Origin of the sequence: Rickettsia rickettsii (assembly GCF_001951015.1) — a bacterium.
Taxonomy (GTDB): domain Bacteria; phylum Pseudomonadota; class Alphaproteobacteria; order Rickettsiales; family Rickettsiaceae; genus Rickettsia; species Rickettsia rickettsii.
The window spans coordinates 752,988-771,065 of sequence record NZ_CP018914.1 but is presented as its reverse complement, the minus strand read 5'-3'; the positions used below and the strand labels follow the sequence as shown (position 1 = coordinate 771,065).

Sequence of the window (18,078 nt, the reverse complement as noted above, 5' to 3'; positions counted from 1 at the left end):
ATTTAGTTATATGCTTCTTTTATTGAGCGTGATTTTTTTTCGTCTTTTATTTTTGTGGCAAATCCTTTGCCTTGAGTGTTAGGCTTAAATTTTGCTGCGAATGTATTAGATTTTGCTTGTTGTTTTTCTACAGTTTTATCTTTCTTTTCTTTGATTTCTACTTTTGGCGTTGCTTGGTTTAAATTATTTTGTGCTTGTTTTAAAAGATCTTGTTCTTTGGCTTTATCAATATTATTATTTACATTATTTAAATTTTCTTCCCTTTCTTTAGATTTTTCTGTCTCAGCTTTTTGTCTTGCTTGTTGTTTTGCTATTACTAATTCATCAATATTTTTAGGAGGTGGTGAGATATATTTATCTATACTACTAGTTAAGTTTTCAAATGATTTCTGAAGATTGCGTAAAGGTTTTTGAGTGAGTTTATAAGTTCCGGTAGCGACTAGTCCTCCGGCCAAAATACCTGCGCCTAGAATGACAGCTTTAGTAGTAAGGGCCGTGCCGGTGACCAATAACACAGGCATTGCTACGAAAGGTGCAGCTGCTACTGCAAGACCGGCTACTACGGCAAGTCCTACTAAAAATTTTTTACTTGCTAAACAATTTGTTACGCGGCTAATTCCTGATGTAATACTTTTAGCAAGTTTTGTACAAAGCTGTCCTACTCCGGTTTTCAGAAACCAACCGCTTTTCTCTCTTGCATGAATTTTATCTTGTAATTTAGCATGTTCGTTAACATTGACAGATGTTTTTTTACCGTCTTTATCTTGATGATCTAAATTCCCTTTAGCCTCACCTTTAGTATTATGCATCTTTGTAGCATCGTTGATTTTTGCTTTATCAAAATCTGCTCCTTCTTTATTAATTCCAGCGAGATTTGCTGCTTTTAGATTCGCTTGTTTTAGATTTGCTTCTTTAAATATAGCCTCGGCTGCTTCCACTGCTTGCATATCGGCATTTTCCAACACTGCTTTAGTGAAATTGGCTTTAGTAAGATCGGCACGCTGCATAATTGCATTTTTAAAGTTAGCTTCCTTAGCATTAATATTTTTAGCAATAGCATCCGAAATATTTAATCCCTCGGCTTCTGCTTTTTCTAAAGTAGCATTACTTAACTTAGCAAATTGTGCAGTTGCATTAGTAAGTGTAGCGTTTGTAAGATCGGCATATTCAAGATTTGCTTTATCAAGCTGTGCTTTTGTTAAATCAGCGTTCTTAAGTTTAACACGTTGCATTATAGCTTCTCTTAAGTCAGCTTCTTTTAAAGATAGTATATTTTCAAATTCAGCATCGCTAAAATAGGCATTTCTTGCAGTTATGCCTTGCATGTTACATTGCTCTTTAAATTTTGCTTCTAATGCATGTGTTTTATTCATAAAAACATTTTCAAGATTAGTAGAAACGATATTTGCTTGATCTAGAAGTGCATTATTTAAAACTACCCCCTGCATTTGAACTCTTTGCATATCTGCATAGGCAAGCGATATACCGGTCAGATTAGAATTTTTCCATTCTGAATCTTTAATAATGAACTTTTCGGCATCGGCATTAACCATCATAACCGCATTAAATTTGCTATTTGTTACCTCTACTTCAGATAAATCTACTTTAGGCATGTAAGCTCTCGACATATCACTATTTTCAATTTTGCTCTTTTTAAGATCAGCAAAAAGAAATCCTGCGTTACGAGCCGTAACATTTTGAAAAACGGCATTTTGTAAATTAGCTCCTTCAAAATTAGTAAAATCTAAATTACAATTTGAGATTTTGACACTCTCTAAGTTGGCTGAAGCAAATAATGTATTCTTCAGGTTAAGATTAGTAAGAGTTTTACCTGATAAATTAATCGCTGAAAGATCAGGAACTATATTTAAATCTTCTGAAAGATTTTTTTGCTTTCTCACAAATTCGGTAAGAGATAATTTTGTATTGGATTGTTTTGCTGCTTCAGCTAAATATAGATCAAATTCAGCAGAAGTTAATTTTATATATTCTTTCGGTATATCTCGTTCTTTGGCAGTCGAGCCTATAATATATGATGGGTCTAGTGTTATTTGTATTTCTTCGTCTTTTAACTGCTCAAAAATACCCTCTAAACCCTTACCGCAGAACATTCTAAGATTATCTAAAGCATATACTTCAGTTTCTAATTTGTTTACTTCATGCTGTAACTTGTTGATTTTTTCTAGTGCGTTTTGTCGGTTTCTAGCAATAGTTTCTGCACTATTCCAAAAAGCATTTAAAAAATTGGTAGCAATCCCAGGATTATCTAAATTTTGCTTTAGAGTTTCTAACTCTTCTTGCTTAGTCTTTAGTTCTTTTGATTTGATGTTCCATAAAGTTTGTTCGTCTTCTCCAGCCAAAATATATTTCTTTGTCTTCGTAGCTTCATCTATAACTATTTCTTTGATATGTTCTTTTTCTAAATCTTTATCTATATATTGATTTAATCTTTCAAGATCTGAAAAAGATAGTTTTATATCTCGTATTTTATCTTTGAGATTGGGGATTTTATAGTTATCATAATCATAATCTTTATAATTAAAATCTGTATAATGAAGATTTGCTCCTCTAAAGTCGGTACCGATAAATGTACAATCATTAAATTGTACATTTGTTAAATCTGAATCACATAATATGGTATTTGTTAAGTCACAATTATTAAATACGGCATCTGTTAGTATTGTACCTTGGAAATTAGCATTGGCTAAATCTGCGTTAATTTCCATATTTTCTAAACTAGTAATTATAATGTTATCATTATCTTCAGCGAAATATTTATTTTTGATAAAATCATTTAGCGAGACACTAGGGTTATCTTTTATATAACCAAGGTAATCGTTTAGGTCTTTTTCTGCACATGTATATATATTAAGATTTGTCATATGTATTCTATATGATTAGTTAAAATGTATTAATAATAACACATTACTAATTATTTTCCAGTATTTTATTATTTATTTCTTTATAATCTCCGGGTTTTAGATTATCTATTGTAAAACTACCATATTGAATCCTAATTAATTTGTTAACTTTTAGTCCACAATACTCGAATATTCTTCTAATTTCACGATTTTTTCCTTCAAATAAAACTACTTCAAACCAACAATTAGTCTTATTTTGCTTAAGTAATTTTATCGAATGAGGGTTATAAAATATCCCGTCAATTTCTAAATTTTTATAATTGCTTTTTAGTAGAACATCAGACTTCCCATACGCCCTAACATGATATACTCGCTTTAACCTACTTGAGGGGAGCTCAAACTGACGAGCTAAATCACCGCTATTAGTTAGTAATAATAAACCTTCGCTATTTAAATCCAGCCTACCTATTGAAATAACACGAGGTAAACCAGTTAGCTGTTCAAACACTGTTTTACGAGATAAAGGATCTTTATGAGTGGTAATTAAACCAACAGGTTTGTAATAAATCCAAAGCCTTGGTTTGTGTATATTATTGATTAATGTGCCTGATACTTCAATTTGATTACTAATATCAACATTTGTAGTCGGTGATAAAATTGTAATGCCGTCTACTTTTACCTGTCCTTCAACTATCAGCTTTTCAGCATCACGCCTAGAACAAACTCCTGCATTACTAATTATTTTAGCTAATCTATGCATTTTTAAATATAGTAATTTTCAATAGACCTCTTCCCAAGCGTCGTCTAGAGATAATTTATACGTCGTCGCATCTTCACGTATTTCTATATATGCTGTGGTGCTGTGTCCCGTGTCTCCGTTAAATTCCTCTCTATAAGTTGGTTTGGGAAGAGGTCTAATAAGAATATATAAAAATACCCTTAAAAAGCAATATTAATAATTTTACATAAATTATTAATATAATTATACTATACCGCTAAATATGTTTTAACAAAATTATACGAATGTTAATTTTACTTATCAAAACTTTTTATTCTTTAAAATTCTTATCGTCTTTTTTTAGCTGATTTTCTTTTTAACAAAAATTAAGTCCTTTGCTTTAATCTAAACTTCATTAAATTATGCAAAAACTTATTGGTTCAATCCTGTTAATTTCAGGTACTTGTATAGGTAGCGGTATGATAGCACTACCCATGGTATTAGCAAAATTAGGTTATAATACCTAGTATAATATTGATGTTTGTAATTTGGTTTATAATGTATTATACTTCTTTAATTAACCTAGAGCTTAATCTTCAAGCGGGTAAAGGCTTAACACTTGGGCATTGGGAAAATATTTTTCAGGACATACTGCTCAAATCATCGGTACTGTAAGCCTTAAGCTTCTTTCATATGCTTTACTTGCAGTATTTATATACGGAGGCTCTTCAATATTACAGAAGTTATTAGCTTTAAATACAAGTATAACTTATATAGGAGCGTGGTGTATTATTATTACCTCTAAAAGAAATATCTATATGGGGTATAGTCACTCCGGTAGTTTTTACTTCATTTAGTTTTCAAGTAATCTTCCATACCTTAACTAATTATTGTAACAAAAATGCTAAAGACGGCGTTTTTATTTGGAAGCTTAATTCCTGCAATAGTATATATAATTTGGACTTGTAGTATTCTTATTGAAGTACATCATAATAATCCAACATTTTATCAACAAATGATTACCAGTAATGTAGAAGTCGGAGATTTAAGGAATTAAGTAATATAGCAAAATGGCCGTTCGTACAATTATTAGTTTAGATAATTTCAACTCTTGCTATCGTTAGATCAATACTCGGAGTAGGAGTAGGGCTATGTGATTCCCTTAAAACTATGTTTATGAATTCGATACCGAATGTAGTAATGCGTAATATGACCGCTTCTATCGTTACTATATTACTAGCTTGTATTGTAGCAGTAGTAGTACCTAATGCTTTTATTATAATTTTAGGATTTGCTGGTATGATTCTCGTAATTATTGCAATTTTATTACCGGTTTATCTGTTATATAAAGCAAAGATAAATAATTTATTATCTTGAATTACAAAAACAATATCTAATTATTATATGTGTAATTGTTGAAATGCTTATAATGGGCTATGAACTTGTTAATATAGTAACTAAATAATAAGGTTATTTATTATTAAATATAATAGTAATATTGAAAGAATTTTGTAAATATAAATATTATGATAATAGGCAATAATATAGCAACAATAAAACATGTAAGAAATAACGGGCAAATATCCGTGGGGAAGAAATATGCAGGAAAACAGATACAAGTTTTAACATCAAGTGACGGTACTATAATAATAAAGCCCGGTAAGTTCATTCCTTATAATGAGATGTGGCTTTATAGGAACAATAATAATGAGGTGTTTGATAAAGCAATAGGATAGACAGAAAAAAATAAAAGATAAACATCATCATTGCGAGGAAGGTACGAAGTAACTGACTAAGCAATCTCAGGAAAAATTCCTGAGATTGCCACGCTCACTAACGTTCGCTCGCAATGACGATTTGGTATCCACGCAATAATGACGTAAAACAATTCTGATTTAATTAGAGTTAAAAGTTCTTGTCTCCAAATTACCAAATTTAGAAAATTGACTATCATAATAAAGCGGAACATTTCCAACTGGTCCGTTACGATGTTTTGCAACAATTATATCGGCAATATTATATACTTTGTTGAGCTTATCTAACCATGCGGCATGTTTAGCATCGCCTGCTGCCGGTTCTTTTCTAGTTAAATAATATTCTTCACGATAAATAAACATTACTATATCAGCATCCTGTTCTATAGTTCCCGATTCTCGAAGATCGGATAGCATAGGTTTTTTGTCCTCACGTAGTTCTACCGCTCTTGAAAGCTGAGATAACGCAATAACCGGAATATTTAACTCTTTTGCTATTGCTTTTAAACCTTGGGTTATTTCTGAAATCTCGCTAACTCTATTTTCGGATTTACTTACTCCTCTAATTAATTGTAAATAATCAATAAATAATATACCGAGATTATGCTTGCGTTTCATTCTTCTAGCTCTTGTTCTTATAGCAGAAATAGATAGAGCAGGGGTATCATCGATAAAAAATTGTAATTCCGATAAAGTATTTGCTTCCTTGCGAAGACGGTTATATTTTTCTTCACCTAGAATTCCCGTACGAAGAGAAGTAGAATCAATTTCTGCACACATTGAAAGTAGACGTGTGGTTAGCTGTTCTGAGGACATTTCTAAAGAGAAAAAACCTACTGACTGAATTTCTTTATTATCTCTAATATTTTTAAGACGCATATTATTACAGGCATTAAGTGCAAGATTTATAGCAAATGCCGTTTTACCCATAGACGGACGTCCTGCAAGAATTATAAGATCGGAATTATGAAAGCCGCATAATTTATTATCTAGATCAATCAAACCGGTAGATATACCAATTATATGATCATTATTTTTCATAGCCCTATTAATACTAGTTAGTGATTCTGAAATAGATATACCGATTTTGGTAAAACTTTTTTCATTCAAACCTTCGCTAGCTAAATCGTAAAGTTTAGCTTCGGCATGTTCAATCTGTTCCTTTGCTTCAACTTCTAATGAAGAATTATAGGCATTATTGACTACTTCTTCACCGATATTTATTAAATTACGCTTTATTGCTAAATCATATATTATTTTACCATAATCAACCGGATTTATTACCATCATTGACATAGTTATCAATTTTGCTAAATACTCCGCTCCTTCTACTTCTTGAAATAGTGCATCTTGAGTTAACATACTACGTAAAGTAATAGGTGTAGCTGTCAGCCCTTTTTCAGTAATTTTCTCAATTGCCTTATAGATTTTTTTATGAATAGGTTCAAAAAAATGTTCATCACGTAAAAATTCCGATACGTAATTTAGTAATTCGTTATTGGTTAAAATCGCCCCAAGTAGCATTTGCTCTGCTTGAACATTTGAAGGTAAAACCCTTGGTATAGGTAAATTATCTTCGTTATCAGCTAATATATTTGTTTCGTTATTTATTTTATTACGTGCCATTGTTGTTTGTTAAATTATTATATGGTTTGAAAAAAGAAGCCCTTTATGTCATTCCCACGAGGTATTGTTGCGTGGATACCGAGTCGTCATTGCAAGCAGCCGTAGGCTGCGTGGTGATAAAAAAATTCTGTAAATCAGAATTTTTACTGGATTGCTTCGTCAATTACTTATGTAATGTCCTCGCAATGACGTTAAAACCGATCCACACAACAAAGTCCAAAACAGAACATTGTACATTATTCATTCTTTGCTTCATTTCTATGTTCAGCGATTAATTTATCTACTAAACTTTCTTCCGGTGAAAAATATTTATTAATAATATTACAGGCCTTTTAAAATGCAAGTTTTAATAGTAAAGTTGATACTTTATTGCTCATAACTATCCCAGCGTTTAATTAAATTAGTTTCGATATCGAAAAAATCTAAAACTCTAGTAATAGAATGATTCACTATATCATCTATACTTACAGGGTTATTATAAAAAGCCGGCACGGGCGGCGATATAATGCCGCCGTAACTCGCTACTTTTAACATATTTTCTAAATGTCCGATATGCAAAGGAGTTTCACGGGTCATTAAAATAAGTTTCCTTCTGTCTTTAAGTACAACACCTGCCGCTCTACTAATTAAATTATCTTCCATTGAGTGAGCAATACTTGCTAAGGTCTTCATACTACAAGGGGCTATTATCATGCCTGAAGTTTTAAAAGAGCCGCTTGAAATGGTAGCACCTAAATCTTTATCGTCATAATAATAATTAGCCAGTAGCTTAACTTTATCTATAGAATATTTAGTTTCGAGCTTTATAGTAAGAGCTGCTCCCTCTGAAATAACCAAATGAGTTTCGATATTTTGTTGTTTTAGTACTTCAAGCAAACGAATACCGTATATTGTGCCTGAAGCTCCAGAAATTGCTATAACAATTTTTGTTTCTTTATTCATCTAGGTTTCTATAATTTATCAGTTTAGTATATAATAAAAAAAAAATTATAAAATACATTATATATGCGAATAGCAAAAATATTATTACCGGTAGCAAAATTATTTCCGCTAGATTATTTAATACCTGAAGATTTAGAGCTAAACATAGGTGATCTTGTTGTAGTGCCTTTTAGAAATAAGGAATTAACCGGCATAGTATGGGAGCTTGTTTCAAATTCCGAGGCAAAAAAAATAAAAACTATTAGAGCGAAAGTACCGTTAAACTTAAATATTACTTCAGAAGTTTTAGAATTAATTAAATGGATGAGTAGCTACTATATGTCAGAGCTTGGGAGCATAGCCAAGTTAGTATTACCTATGGATATTGCTGAAAAACCGATTAAAGTTAAGGAGCAGAAAGTCAATAATAACTTTGTGCTACCTGATTTGTCAGAAGAGCAGAAACAAGCAGTAACAATTTTAAATGAAAGTAATAAGCCAACACTTGTTAAAGGTGTTACGGGATCAGGTAAAACAGAAATATATTTTCATCTAATAGCAGATTACTTAGCAAAAGGCAAACAAGTGCTTGTTATGTTGCCTGAAATTGCTTTAAGTACACAAATTATTAATCGTTTTATAGAGCGATTCGGTTTTGAGCCTATCATATGGAACTCAAGCGTTACCAAAGCTCACAAGAAAATGATTTTAAGAGGTATATTAAGCGATAAAGTTAAAGTAGTAATTGGGGCTAGAAGTAGTTTGTTTTTACCTTTTAAAAATCTCGGTTTAATAGTTATAGATGAGGAACATGACGATTCCTATAAACAAGATGACGGTATATTATATAATGCTAGGGATACGGCTATCGTGAGAGGTACATTTGATAAAGCACAAATTGTTTTGTGTTCGGCAACACCGTCTATTGAAACGATACATAATATAGAAATTGGTAAATATCAATTGGTTACATTGGTTAATAGATACAAAAATGTCGATTTGCCAAATATAGAAATAATCGACATGACTAAAGAAAAGCTATCTAAGAATTCCTATTTATCCAAGCTTCTTATAGAAGCTATCAAAGGTAATTTAGATAATAAAAAGCAAGTCTTATTATTTCTTAATAGGCGTGGTTATGCTCCGCTCATGCTATGCAAAGCTTGCGGTCACAGATTGACCTGTAAATTCTGCTCTTCTTGGATGGTAGTACATAAAGCGACTAAAAAACTTGAATGTCACCATTGCGGTTATCAAAGTAAAATTTTTAGTTCTTGTCCTGAATGTCTAGAGGATGAAACATTAACTATATGTGGTCCAGGTATAGAGAGAATAGAGGAAGAAGCAAAAGCACTTTTTCCTGAGAGTAAAATTGCAGTGATAAGTAAAGATCATGCTAAAAGCCCGGAAAAAATAGCACAGCTTCTACATCAAATGGAAAATTTAGAAATTGATATTTTAATAGGCACACAAATAATAACAAAAGGTTATCACTTTCCGAATCTTACTTTAGTTGGAGTAATAGATGCCGATCTTGGAAGCAATAATGCCGATCTTAGAGCATCTGAGCGAACTTTTCAGCTACTACATCAGGTAGGTGGTAGAGCGGGTAGAGGAGATAGTAAAGGTGTAGTATATTTACAAAGCTATTATCCTGATAATACAATTTTTAGTTATGTTAAAGCCGGTGATGAAGATAGTTTTTTTGCAAATGAACTTGAAATAAGAAAATCAGCAGATATGCCGCCATTTTCCAAAACAGCATCGGTAATTTTGTCAGGTTCCAGTGAAGCTAAAATTCTAGAAATTGCTAGGGATATGGTCCGAATTGCACCAAAAGCAAACGTGAAAATTTTAGGACCGGCAAGCTCATTAATGTCAAAGCTCGCTGGTAAATATCGTTACCGAATACTTATTATAGCCGATAAGAAATTTAATTTGCAGAAATATTTAAAATTTTGGCTAAGCCTTATAAAAATTCCTTCTTTTTGCCATCTAAAAATAGATATCGATCCTAAAAGTTTTTATTAGCTTCTATATCTTTCTCCTTGATGCTTCGACGGTGGAACATTAGATGAATGAGGAGAAGGGTTGGTAAGAGATTTTTGTATTTCTTCTATAGCTTTTTTAGTATTTTGAGTAGAATTTTTATAGCATCTTTATAAAAAGCAGCTTTAGCTTTATCTTCGGTAAAAGAATATTGTATAAAATTACCAATATTTTTGCAAATAGGATTATTATCCATTTTTGTAGTTTCTTCACACCATTTACCTACCTCTTGCAGTTTTGCTTCAACTTTAGCTATAGCAGCTGGATTATGTTTATTATCATCATAAATCTGAATAATATTATTTACTTTTTCTTTAAATTCAATGTGTTTTCTACTTTGTTTCAAATGAACTATTATATCATCATTGTTTACTAATTCTCTCAGATTATCAATTATATCAGATAGTGTAGGTGGTTCAGGTAATTTATAATGTTGATTGATTTTTTCAAATTTATCTTTGTGTGGATGATTCTTGATTAGATCATCTTCTATAAAAGAAACAAACTCTTTTTGAGGTACTCCTACTTGTTTTATTAGCCGTCCTAATGAGATTGTTCATAAGCTTTAATAGTAACATCAAGACGCTTCCCTGCCATAGAACCGCTTAATGCTATATAGTGGCTAAATTCCGGAATCAAAGCATCTTTAGTATCAATATTATGTTTAAAAAATTGCTCTATTTTCTCTTTTACGGTTAAATTGGATTGTTTTTTAGGTGTTGTTTCCGGTACTTTTGTTTGTTCCGGAGCCGGTTTTGAAAAAATAATAGGCTTTTGGGTTTCAACTTGCGGAGATGGGGTGTCAACAAATATATCAAGTGCTTGGGAATGTGTAGTTAAGTCAGTCTGTTTTTTATGTGCCTCGTTCCATGCCTTTATTTGCCCAGAAGTGGGTTTTAGAGGAACAGCCGGTTTTGTTTTTTAGTGGGTTATTTGACATATTTTTTGATTTTTTCCCACTCTTGTATTCTATCTTGTATTGATTTTGGAATATTATCTTGTGCCATATTAAGCTCCTATGTTTATTTATATAATTAAACAGCTTGCTTAAATTTTGTATAAATTGCAAGCAAAATTTCTTTTTGTAATGCAATATTTTTACTATAAGATAGTTAGGTTATATATTTTATATATTAGAATCCAAGTTATTAACTAAAATGAGATATGAATTTTATGTACCCCCATATTAGACTTAGAAGAAATAGAAAAGCTTTTTGGCTTAGAGAGTTAATATCCGAAAGTAATTTATCGGTTAGTGATTTAGTGTTGCCTTTATTTGTTGTTGAAGGACATAATGAAAGGCAAGAAATTAAAACTATGCCTGGTATATATCGTTTATCGATTGATCAAATAGTAGAAACGGCAAAAGAAGCAGCAGAGCTGGGTATTAATGTTATTGCATTATTTCCGAGTATTGATCAAAGTCTAAAAAGCGACAATGCCGATGAGGCTTATAATTTAGATAATTTAATATGTAGAACTATTAGAAGCATCAAAAACGCTAATATCGATATTGGTATAATATGCGATGTAGCACTTGATCCTTATACTACACATGGTCATGATGGTATTGTGCATCATGGGGCAGTTGATAATGATAGATCAGTAAGCGCTTTGTGTAATCAGGCATTAGTGTTAGCAAAAGCTGGAGTAGATATTGTTGCACCTTCCGATATGATGGATGGAAGAATCAGGGCTATAAGGGAATATCTTGACAAAGAGGGATTTATAAATGTTGGAATTCTTGCTTATGCCGCTAAATATGCTTCAAGTTTTTATGGTCCGTTTCGCGATGCTGTTAAGAGTAATAAAAAGAATTATTTAGATAAATCAAGCTATCAAATGGATGTACGTAATATTAAGGAAGCAATGCTTGAGATTGAGCATGATATAGCAGAGGGAGCCGATATGGTAATGGTGAAGCCTGGTATGCCGTTTTTGGATGTTATTCGTGAAGCGGCAAATAATTTAAATGCTAAAATTTTTGCATATCAGGTTAGTGGAGAATATGCAATGTTAAAATTTGCAGCAGAAGCAGGGGCAATGGATTGGGAGAGAGCTTTGATGGAGTCATTAATTAGTTTTAAACGTGCCGGTGCCACAGGTATATTTACCTATGCAGCTCTTGAAGTAGCTGAAATATTAAAGAACAATAAAATTAGGTACAAAATGGCTTCTGATATAAAATAAATAATATGTTTTATAATTATATCAAAATTATCAATGTAGTGTAAATCGTTATAAAGAGGCAAAGATGACGCAAAATAAGAAATCAGTATTTAAAGGTTGGAATTTTTTAAAGCCTAAAGGAGGCGGAGCTAATGAGGTAGGAGAGCATGGCGGAGTATATCAAAGCTTAGACGGTAAAATTACAGCGATGATAAAAAAAGAGGCTTCAAGCTCAAAAAATATAGCCGAGTTTTTAGGATCTCAAATTTTTGAAGCTATCAGTCCTGGAAATGGAGCAAAAGTTAATTTAATTGCTCCTGATGATTTTAATAAATCTAAAGCAGTGGATTTGCAAATATATGTCAAATCTGAATTTTTTGAGAATTATAGTAGTGATATGTATGTGGACATGGATAAACATATGTCTGCTAAAACTAAACCGAGTTCTTGGTTTAGAAAGGACGGCGGTAGACCACTTTTTATGGGGACTAGAAATAAATTATTTAGAACCTTAGAAAATGCTTTTAAGGAAATTAAGTATCAGAACTTTGAAAACATTATGCCGGCAAGTTTATTGATCGGCGATTTTGATATACATGTTGGAAATATAGGAGTTATCAGAGATCAAAAAAATCCAAAAACTTTACCTAAATTAGTAAGAATTGATTTTGCTGGTAGTTTTGATAATTTAACAAATAATATATATCCGCATTCAAGAGCCAAACATTTGCCTGGATTCGGTCCCACTAACCATTTTAGAGAATTTCCTTCTAATTTAAGAACAAAAAATCCTAATTTTGCCGATAGCTTAATTGCAGTTTCTAAAATTGATTTAAGCAAAACTATTGATAAAAGTTTTGATGCATTAACTAAATATTATAGTAATGAAGCAATTGCAGAATTTGCAAAACAAGCGCTGCCAAAGCAATTTAATAATAAACAATCTAAAGACATAACGCCTGAAGAAATTAAGGCTAGTTTAATAGATACAATGAAAAAAAGGCAAGAATCCTTAAAGGAATACGGCTTAGAAATTAAAGTAAATAGTTTAATTTCTAAAAAATATAGTTTTCCTTATTACGAAGTGAAAGAGCAAGGATTAAAAACATTAATGAAAGAGTATCCTGATTATTTTGCGAAAATTCTTAATTATGAAGAAAGAAAAAAAGGAGGACAAAAACTTAAATTAAGAAATAAAATTACTACTAATTTTGCAAGAATTTTAGAAATACTTGGTATTAGAGATAGTGCGCAAAAACATTTAATAAAGACAATAAAAAGTTTAAATGAAGATATTAAAGATGAAAGAAATTTAGCTGGTTCTTCTGATAAAATAAAGAAAGAACCAAAACAAAAATTGGTAAAGACAAATATATATGCAAACAGAGAATATGTAGATGCTCTAGAAAAATTTAAGAAAGAAGTTGGAACGGATGATATTGTTAGTGTTACTCCAAGTCAATTAGGTCTAGCTAAAAAAGCTAAACAAAAAGACCAAGATTTATTAAAATTAGATGAAGAAAATCTAAAACATATAAAGAATCTACAAGGAAAGGTTATGAAGCCTACTCAAACTACTGCAGCTAGTGTTGTTAATAAAAAGTCTACACCGGCTAAAACGAGATAATAAATGAACCAAGCAACAAGAAGCCTACAACTAAGTAATTAATCAGTAAAAGCCCATATTGCATCGGCAGCTTAATTATCTCAATCTTTTTAGAAAAATACATGCCTTTTACTACTTTAAGATAATAAAACGCAGCAACTACGCTGGTAAAAATACCACAATAAGCTAATGCGAATTCTTCTTGATTAATTGCTTGGTAAAAAAGGTAATATTTACCGAAAAATCCTGTAAGAGGAGGGATTCCAATCATTGAAAACATAACTATGCTAATTACGGCAGCTATAGTTTTATGATACTCTGCAATTCCTTGTATAGTTTTAAAACTAGCTTTATCGACGTCTTTACCGAGCAGTATAATTAAGCAAGTAAAAAATCCTATACTCCCTACCGCATATATTAGAATATATAGTAGAGCTGCTTTATATCCTTCTTGATTATGCAGAAGAACGCCGATTAATACATAACCGATATTTAAAATAGTACTATAAGCCATTAATCTTTTTAGAGAAGTTTGACGAATGGCTCCAAAAGCGCCAAACAGCATAGATAATATAGCAATTATCTTTATTAAATTATAATTAATAGGATAGTAATTACCTATAATTAATTTGCTGATATTTAATAAAACAATAACCATACCTATTTTTGAGGCAGCGTTGAAATAAGTAACCGAAGTAATCGGTGATCCTTCATATACGTCAGGGACCCAAAAATGGAGTGGAACACTTGAGAGTTTAAAGAAAATACTACTTAAAAATAGTACAATACCGATTATTAAACCAAGATTCATTCCGGAATTATCATTTAGTTTATATAAGATATCCTCAAATTGTAGGCTTCCGCCGAATCCGTATATAAAAGAAATACCGAATAATGATAAACAACTAACTAAACTACCTAAGATAAAATATTTTAAAGCACCTTCCGATGATTTCATATCATTTAATTTGAATCCTGCAAGTGCATATGAAGTTAAAGCAGTAAGCTCCATACCGCAGAATAATAATAGAAAATTCCGTGATGAAATTGCAACAAAAATACCTACAACCGATAATAACATTAAAGTAATAAATTCAAACTTTAATTCATCAGCAACAAGAATAGAGTAATCACGGTATATAATCATTGAGATAATAGTGAATAGTAGCACTATGCTTTTACTAATACCGATATTTATTCCGGTAGCAAATGAGTACCATACTCCTTCATAACTTGAGTACTTAAAGGTAAGAAAAATTGATAATATGCATAGTAAAATAATGATATTAGAAATAATTCTATTTTTATTTGGGATCATTATGGCAAAAAACTGCCCTAAAAGTGCTATTAAAGTCAAAGTTATTTCAGGAAGTAGCAGTAGCATATAAAACTAATATTATTTATGGAAATATAAATATTAGTAAATAAATCATTTTTTATCAACAAACTTATATATAATATTGCACTTTAATACTACCTCTAATTAAAATTATTTTCTTCGTAAAATTATATTATACAAAAAAAGCCTAAACATGATGAGATTGTACGTAGTGCATTTGAAAACCCTATAGTTGCTAAAGCCCTCTACAGCTTAGTTCTAATAATCCTTCTTTGTTCTTATTCTTTAGCAGGCTGCGTATCCTGTACAAATATATTATTACCGGCTATTAAAATTCCTATGGCTAATATTTCATAACTATAAGTGCTAATTTTGTTGAGTGTATAATATCTTATACATTAATAATTAATAGTTGCAATAAATAAAAAAATAAATTATTGTGGTTAATCAATGTTAAATTGCTTAAATAAAATTAAATTCTTAAACTCACACCTATAATTGTTTTAATCTAATTAGGTTTTCTAATAAAAATATGAAGCCTTCTGCACAATCATTAACTGACAAGTTAAGAACCTTATATAGTTCTCACGATACTTTACCAAAGCTAATAGAAGATACGAAAAAAGCTCAGTCTTTAGATGAATATTAAGTAAAATTACAGATATTATTTAGTGAAGACGATGGAGCAGCTAAAGCAGCATTACGCGATAAAGTTGTCGGAGAAAAGAGAGCGATAGAAATAGAGAATATTTTTAAAGCCATAGATACGGAAAGATAAGAGAGCTGTTTAATAAAAATTATCAAGTTCAAGAAGAAAAAATTGATAATATAGTTAAGTCACTAAATGAAGAACATAAGTTTGAGATACTTCGCAGAAATCTACCTAATACAAGTGAATCAGAAATAAAAAATATAATTGAGCAAGTAAACAGAATAAAAGCAGATGTCGGTAAAGTACTGTGACTCGGTAGTGCAGGAATAGGTAAAACCACGTTAATGCATTATCTATCGTATAAATGGGGAAAAGGGGAGTTATGGAGCGATAAGTTTGATTATGTTTTTAGAGTTAAAAGAATTATTAAATGAAAGTTAGAAAGACGGTTATAGTGGGTATTTTGATATTAATAATTTATCTCAAAGTAAGCTTAATTGTTTTATCCATTATTGTTTAGGCAGTAGTGAAAGTACCTTAAGTGTTAAGGAAATAATGGATAGCCAAAATAAAGATAAGATGTTGTTATTACTTGATGGGTATGATGAAGTAGCACATCTAAATACTCGAGATGTAAAAAGTTAATAGATAAAATATTAGAATATCAAAACGTAATAATGAGTTCTAGACTTAATGTGGTTGTAGAAGAAATGCGTAAAACAGGTTTGCGCGGAAAGTAGACAATACAGGACAGGCTGGGATAGTGAGGGAATAGAGCAATATGTACATAAAAATTTTGAGTATGATCAAGAGCTAGGAGTGCAATTAAAAAGCTTTTTGGATACTCATAGCCAAATAAAAGAAATATGTGAAGTTCCTATCAATACTGCATTAATATGTTTGGTTTGGAGTGATCAAGCCATAAGGGATAAATTTCAAAAAAAAACAGTAATCAAGATTTTATAAGTCGTTTATATAGTGAAGTAATAAACTGGCTTAATAATAGGCATATAGAAAAAAACAAAATATAAAAATAAAACTGAAGCTAATGATATAGATGAAGTTATAGAACAAGGATGATTAAAAAGCAAAGGAAGTAATGATCAATTTATTCACTTAACTATTCAAGAATTTTTAGCCGCATGTTATTTAAAAAATCAGTTAACAGATAATAAGATGCAAAAATAAGGTTGAAAACCAGTAATTTTAAATTACTAGATGCTGGGGCAAATAAAAGATTAGATGCCTATGCAATTAAGATAGATAGCCACAATAAAATACTATAGTGGAACAATACAAAAAGCAGAAATCTTTGAGAAATTGAAAGTTTAGCACAAGAAAGCCCATTATTATACGATTACTGTAATGCATTTTATTGGAATATAAAAATATCATAAATGCTTGCTGTATTGCTGAAACTATAAAAATAATATTAATGAGCAAGAGGGTATAATAAAAATTTTAGTAAAAGGTATAGGTTTAATAACGCAAAGTTTCTTAATAGATATATTAACAGATTTGGCTTGCAGTATAGTAGCAGCAACGCATGAGAGAAAGCATGGAAATAAAGTAATTAGTATAAACGATATTATTCGCAATAAAATTGGAATGGAAGATTTAGACGATAACTTAAAGAAAATAGTTATTATTAAAACACAAGAACGTAGAAACGAAATAATAAAGCTCTCAAAAACACCTATGTCACATTCTGATTCTACTAGATTTCGAGCTAATATAAAAGAATTAGGTAATGTAGTTAAAGAATTTGGGCTTTTCTAAAACTATAGAAAGACATGATCAGGATAATATAGCTGTGCAACTAGCTTTAAAGGACTCTATTTTATTTATTGAATCTTTATATACAAACAGTGATGATATATTGAATGAAAAAAACGATTTTTACGTGCAGGATGAAAAGGGTGAAAATAGTAATATTGTCTAATGTGAATCTCTTCTGACACCTAATAAATGTAAAATCAGATAAGCAGCAATTGCACTCTCCTAAGAATCGTGTATGCTGGTTTTCCCGCACACAGCTCAAACCTTAATGCACATGTGATGAGTTTCTTTTGAGTCGGCTCACGCTTTTCAAAATATTTCTTATATGCCGGATCATATATTGTAGTATCCATTTTAACTTTCACATGTCTTACAATCGGTAAATATTTCATTTTGAGTCTCTTTATTCAGACTCTTAGGTTCATCTAGTGACATAGATGGTTGCCTAGCGGAAACAACTCTTTGATACAACCTCGTTGTCACAAACTATTCTATTAAAAGGTTCTTGCACGATAAACTCAAAAACATGATATCTAATACGTCCGATTGTATCCCATACAAATTCTGGAATCTTCTTAAAACCGTCATATCCAAGCAAAGCAAA

16 protein-coding genes and 1 pseudogene are annotated in these 18,078 nt (G+C 30.9%); 10 read left to right on the top strand and 7 right to left on the bottom strand.

Annotated elements, in window-relative coordinates; all coding sequences use genetic code 11:
• Positions 1–2: 2 nt before the first annotated feature.
• The 3 genes and pseudogenes from BTU51_RS04665 to BTU51_RS04655 all read right to left on the bottom strand — a co-directional run.
• Entirely contained in the window at positions 3–2,882 is a 2,880-nt protein-coding gene (locus BTU51_RS04665) for a pentapeptide repeat-containing protein (protein WP_012150984.1), read from the bottom strand.
• A 46-nt stretch (positions 2,883–2,928) separates the two neighbouring features.
• A complete protein-coding gene (locus BTU51_RS04660; RefSeq protein WP_012262460.1) occupies positions 2,929–3,621 on the bottom strand; it encodes a pseudouridine synthase in 693 nt (230 codons plus the stop codon).
• A 60-nt stretch (positions 3,622–3,681) separates the two neighbouring features.
• Positions 3,682–3,786 (bottom strand): annotated as a pseudogene (locus BTU51_RS04655) (palindromic element RPE1 domain-containing protein); the annotation flags it as partial.
• Between the two features lie 215 nt (positions 3,787–4,001).
• On the opposite strand from BTU51_RS04655, the gene BTU51_RS09840 reads away from it, so the two are divergent.
• The 4 genes from BTU51_RS09840 (at position 4,002) to BTU51_RS04630 (ending at position 5,315) form a co-directional block, all read left to right on the top strand.
• Positions 4,002–4,106, top strand: a complete 105-nt coding sequence (locus BTU51_RS09840; protein WP_012150982.1) for an aromatic amino acid transport family protein — start codon at positions 4,002–4,004, stop codon at positions 4,104–4,106.
• Between the two features lie 99 nt (positions 4,107–4,205).
• Positions 4,206–4,436 (top strand): to amino acid permease, encoded by a 231-nt coding sequence (locus BTU51_RS09290; RefSeq protein WP_014362372.1) that lies wholly within the window; start codon positions 4,206–4,208, stop codon positions 4,434–4,436.
• A gap of 271 nt (positions 4,437–4,707) precedes the next feature.
• The gene (locus BTU51_RS04635; protein WP_080581308.1) at positions 4,708–4,956 is read left to right on the top strand and encodes an aromatic amino acid transport family protein; all 249 of its coding nucleotides are present in this window, start codon (positions 4,708–4,710) and stop codon (positions 4,954–4,956) included.
• A 149-nt stretch (positions 4,957–5,105) separates the two neighbouring features.
• Positions 5,106–5,315 (top strand): hypothetical protein, encoded by a 210-nt coding sequence (locus BTU51_RS04630; RefSeq protein WP_012150981.1) that lies wholly within the window; start codon positions 5,106–5,108, stop codon positions 5,313–5,315.
• 159 nt (positions 5,316–5,474) lie between these two features.
• On the opposite strand, the gene BTU51_RS04625 is transcribed toward BTU51_RS04630, so the two are convergent.
• Positions 5,475–6,959 (bottom strand): replicative DNA helicase, encoded by a 1,485-nt coding sequence (locus BTU51_RS04625; protein ID WP_012150980.1) that lies wholly within the window; start codon positions 6,957–6,959, stop codon positions 5,475–5,477.
• Between the two features lie 366 nt (positions 6,960–7,325).
• Positions 7,326–7,901, bottom strand: coding sequence for a UbiX family flavin prenyltransferase (locus tag BTU51_RS04615; RefSeq protein ID WP_012150978.1), 576 nt, complete (start codon positions 7,899–7,901; stop codon positions 7,326–7,328).
• 63 nt (positions 7,902–7,964) lie between these two features.
• Between BTU51_RS04615 and BTU51_RS04610 the strand changes: the two genes are divergently transcribed.
• Positions 7,965–9,911, top strand: coding sequence for a primosomal protein N' (locus tag BTU51_RS04610; RefSeq protein ID WP_012150977.1), 1,947 nt, complete (start codon positions 7,965–7,967; stop codon positions 9,909–9,911).
• A gap of 85 nt (positions 9,912–9,996) precedes the next feature.
• Here the strand turns inward: BTU51_RS04610 and BTU51_RS04605 are convergent, their stop codons facing one another.
• Complete coding sequence (locus BTU51_RS04605) at positions 9,997–10,275, bottom strand: hypothetical protein (RefSeq protein WP_012150976.1); 279 nt, start codon at positions 10,273–10,275, stop codon at positions 9,997–9,999.
• A gap of 827 nt (positions 10,276–11,102) precedes the next feature.
• On the opposite strand from BTU51_RS04605, the gene hemB reads away from it, so the two are divergent.
• Together hemB and BTU51_RS04590 are read left to right on the top strand one after the other, a co-directional pair.
• Positions 11,103–12,119 (top strand): porphobilinogen synthase, encoded by a 1,017-nt coding sequence (hemB, locus tag BTU51_RS04595; RefSeq protein ID WP_014362368.1) that lies wholly within the window; start codon positions 11,103–11,105, stop codon positions 12,117–12,119.
• Between the two features lie 64 nt (positions 12,120–12,183).
• On the top strand, positions 12,184–13,725 hold the full coding sequence (locus BTU51_RS04590) for a hypothetical protein (protein WP_012150972.1): 1,542 nt from the start codon (positions 12,184–12,186) through the stop codon (positions 13,723–13,725).
• Here BTU51_RS04590 and nuoN read toward each other — a convergent pair.
• Positions 13,712–15,088, bottom strand: coding sequence for an NADH-quinone oxidoreductase subunit NuoN (gene nuoN, locus BTU51_RS04585; RefSeq protein ID WP_012150971.1), 1,377 nt, complete (start codon positions 15,086–15,088; stop codon positions 13,712–13,714). The genes BTU51_RS04590 and nuoN overlap by 14 nt on opposite strands.
• Before the next feature lie 951 nt (positions 15,089–16,039).
• Between nuoN and BTU51_RS10190 the strand changes: the two genes are divergently transcribed.
• The 3 genes from BTU51_RS10190 to BTU51_RS09280 all read left to right on the top strand — a co-directional run bounded on the left by BTU51_RS10190 (position 16,040) and on the right by BTU51_RS09280 (position 17,637).
• Positions 16,040–16,129 carry a hypothetical protein gene (locus BTU51_RS10190; protein WP_014362594.1) on the top strand — a complete coding sequence of 30 codons (90 nt, stop codon included), beginning with the start codon at positions 16,040–16,042 and terminating at the stop codon, positions 16,127–16,129.
• Positions 16,130–17,213: 1,084 nt separating this feature from the next.
• On the top strand, positions 17,214–17,474 hold the full coding sequence (locus BTU51_RS09285; RefSeq protein ID WP_014364544.1) for a hypothetical protein: 261 nt from the start codon (positions 17,214–17,216) through the stop codon (positions 17,472–17,474).
• The gene (locus BTU51_RS09280; RefSeq protein WP_230453537.1) at positions 17,461–17,637 is read left to right on the top strand and encodes a hypothetical protein; all 177 of its coding nucleotides are present in this window, start codon (positions 17,461–17,463) and stop codon (positions 17,635–17,637) included. The genes BTU51_RS09285 and BTU51_RS09280 overlap by 14 nt, the downstream gene beginning before the upstream one ends.
• Positions 17,638–18,078 lie beyond the last annotated feature (441 nt).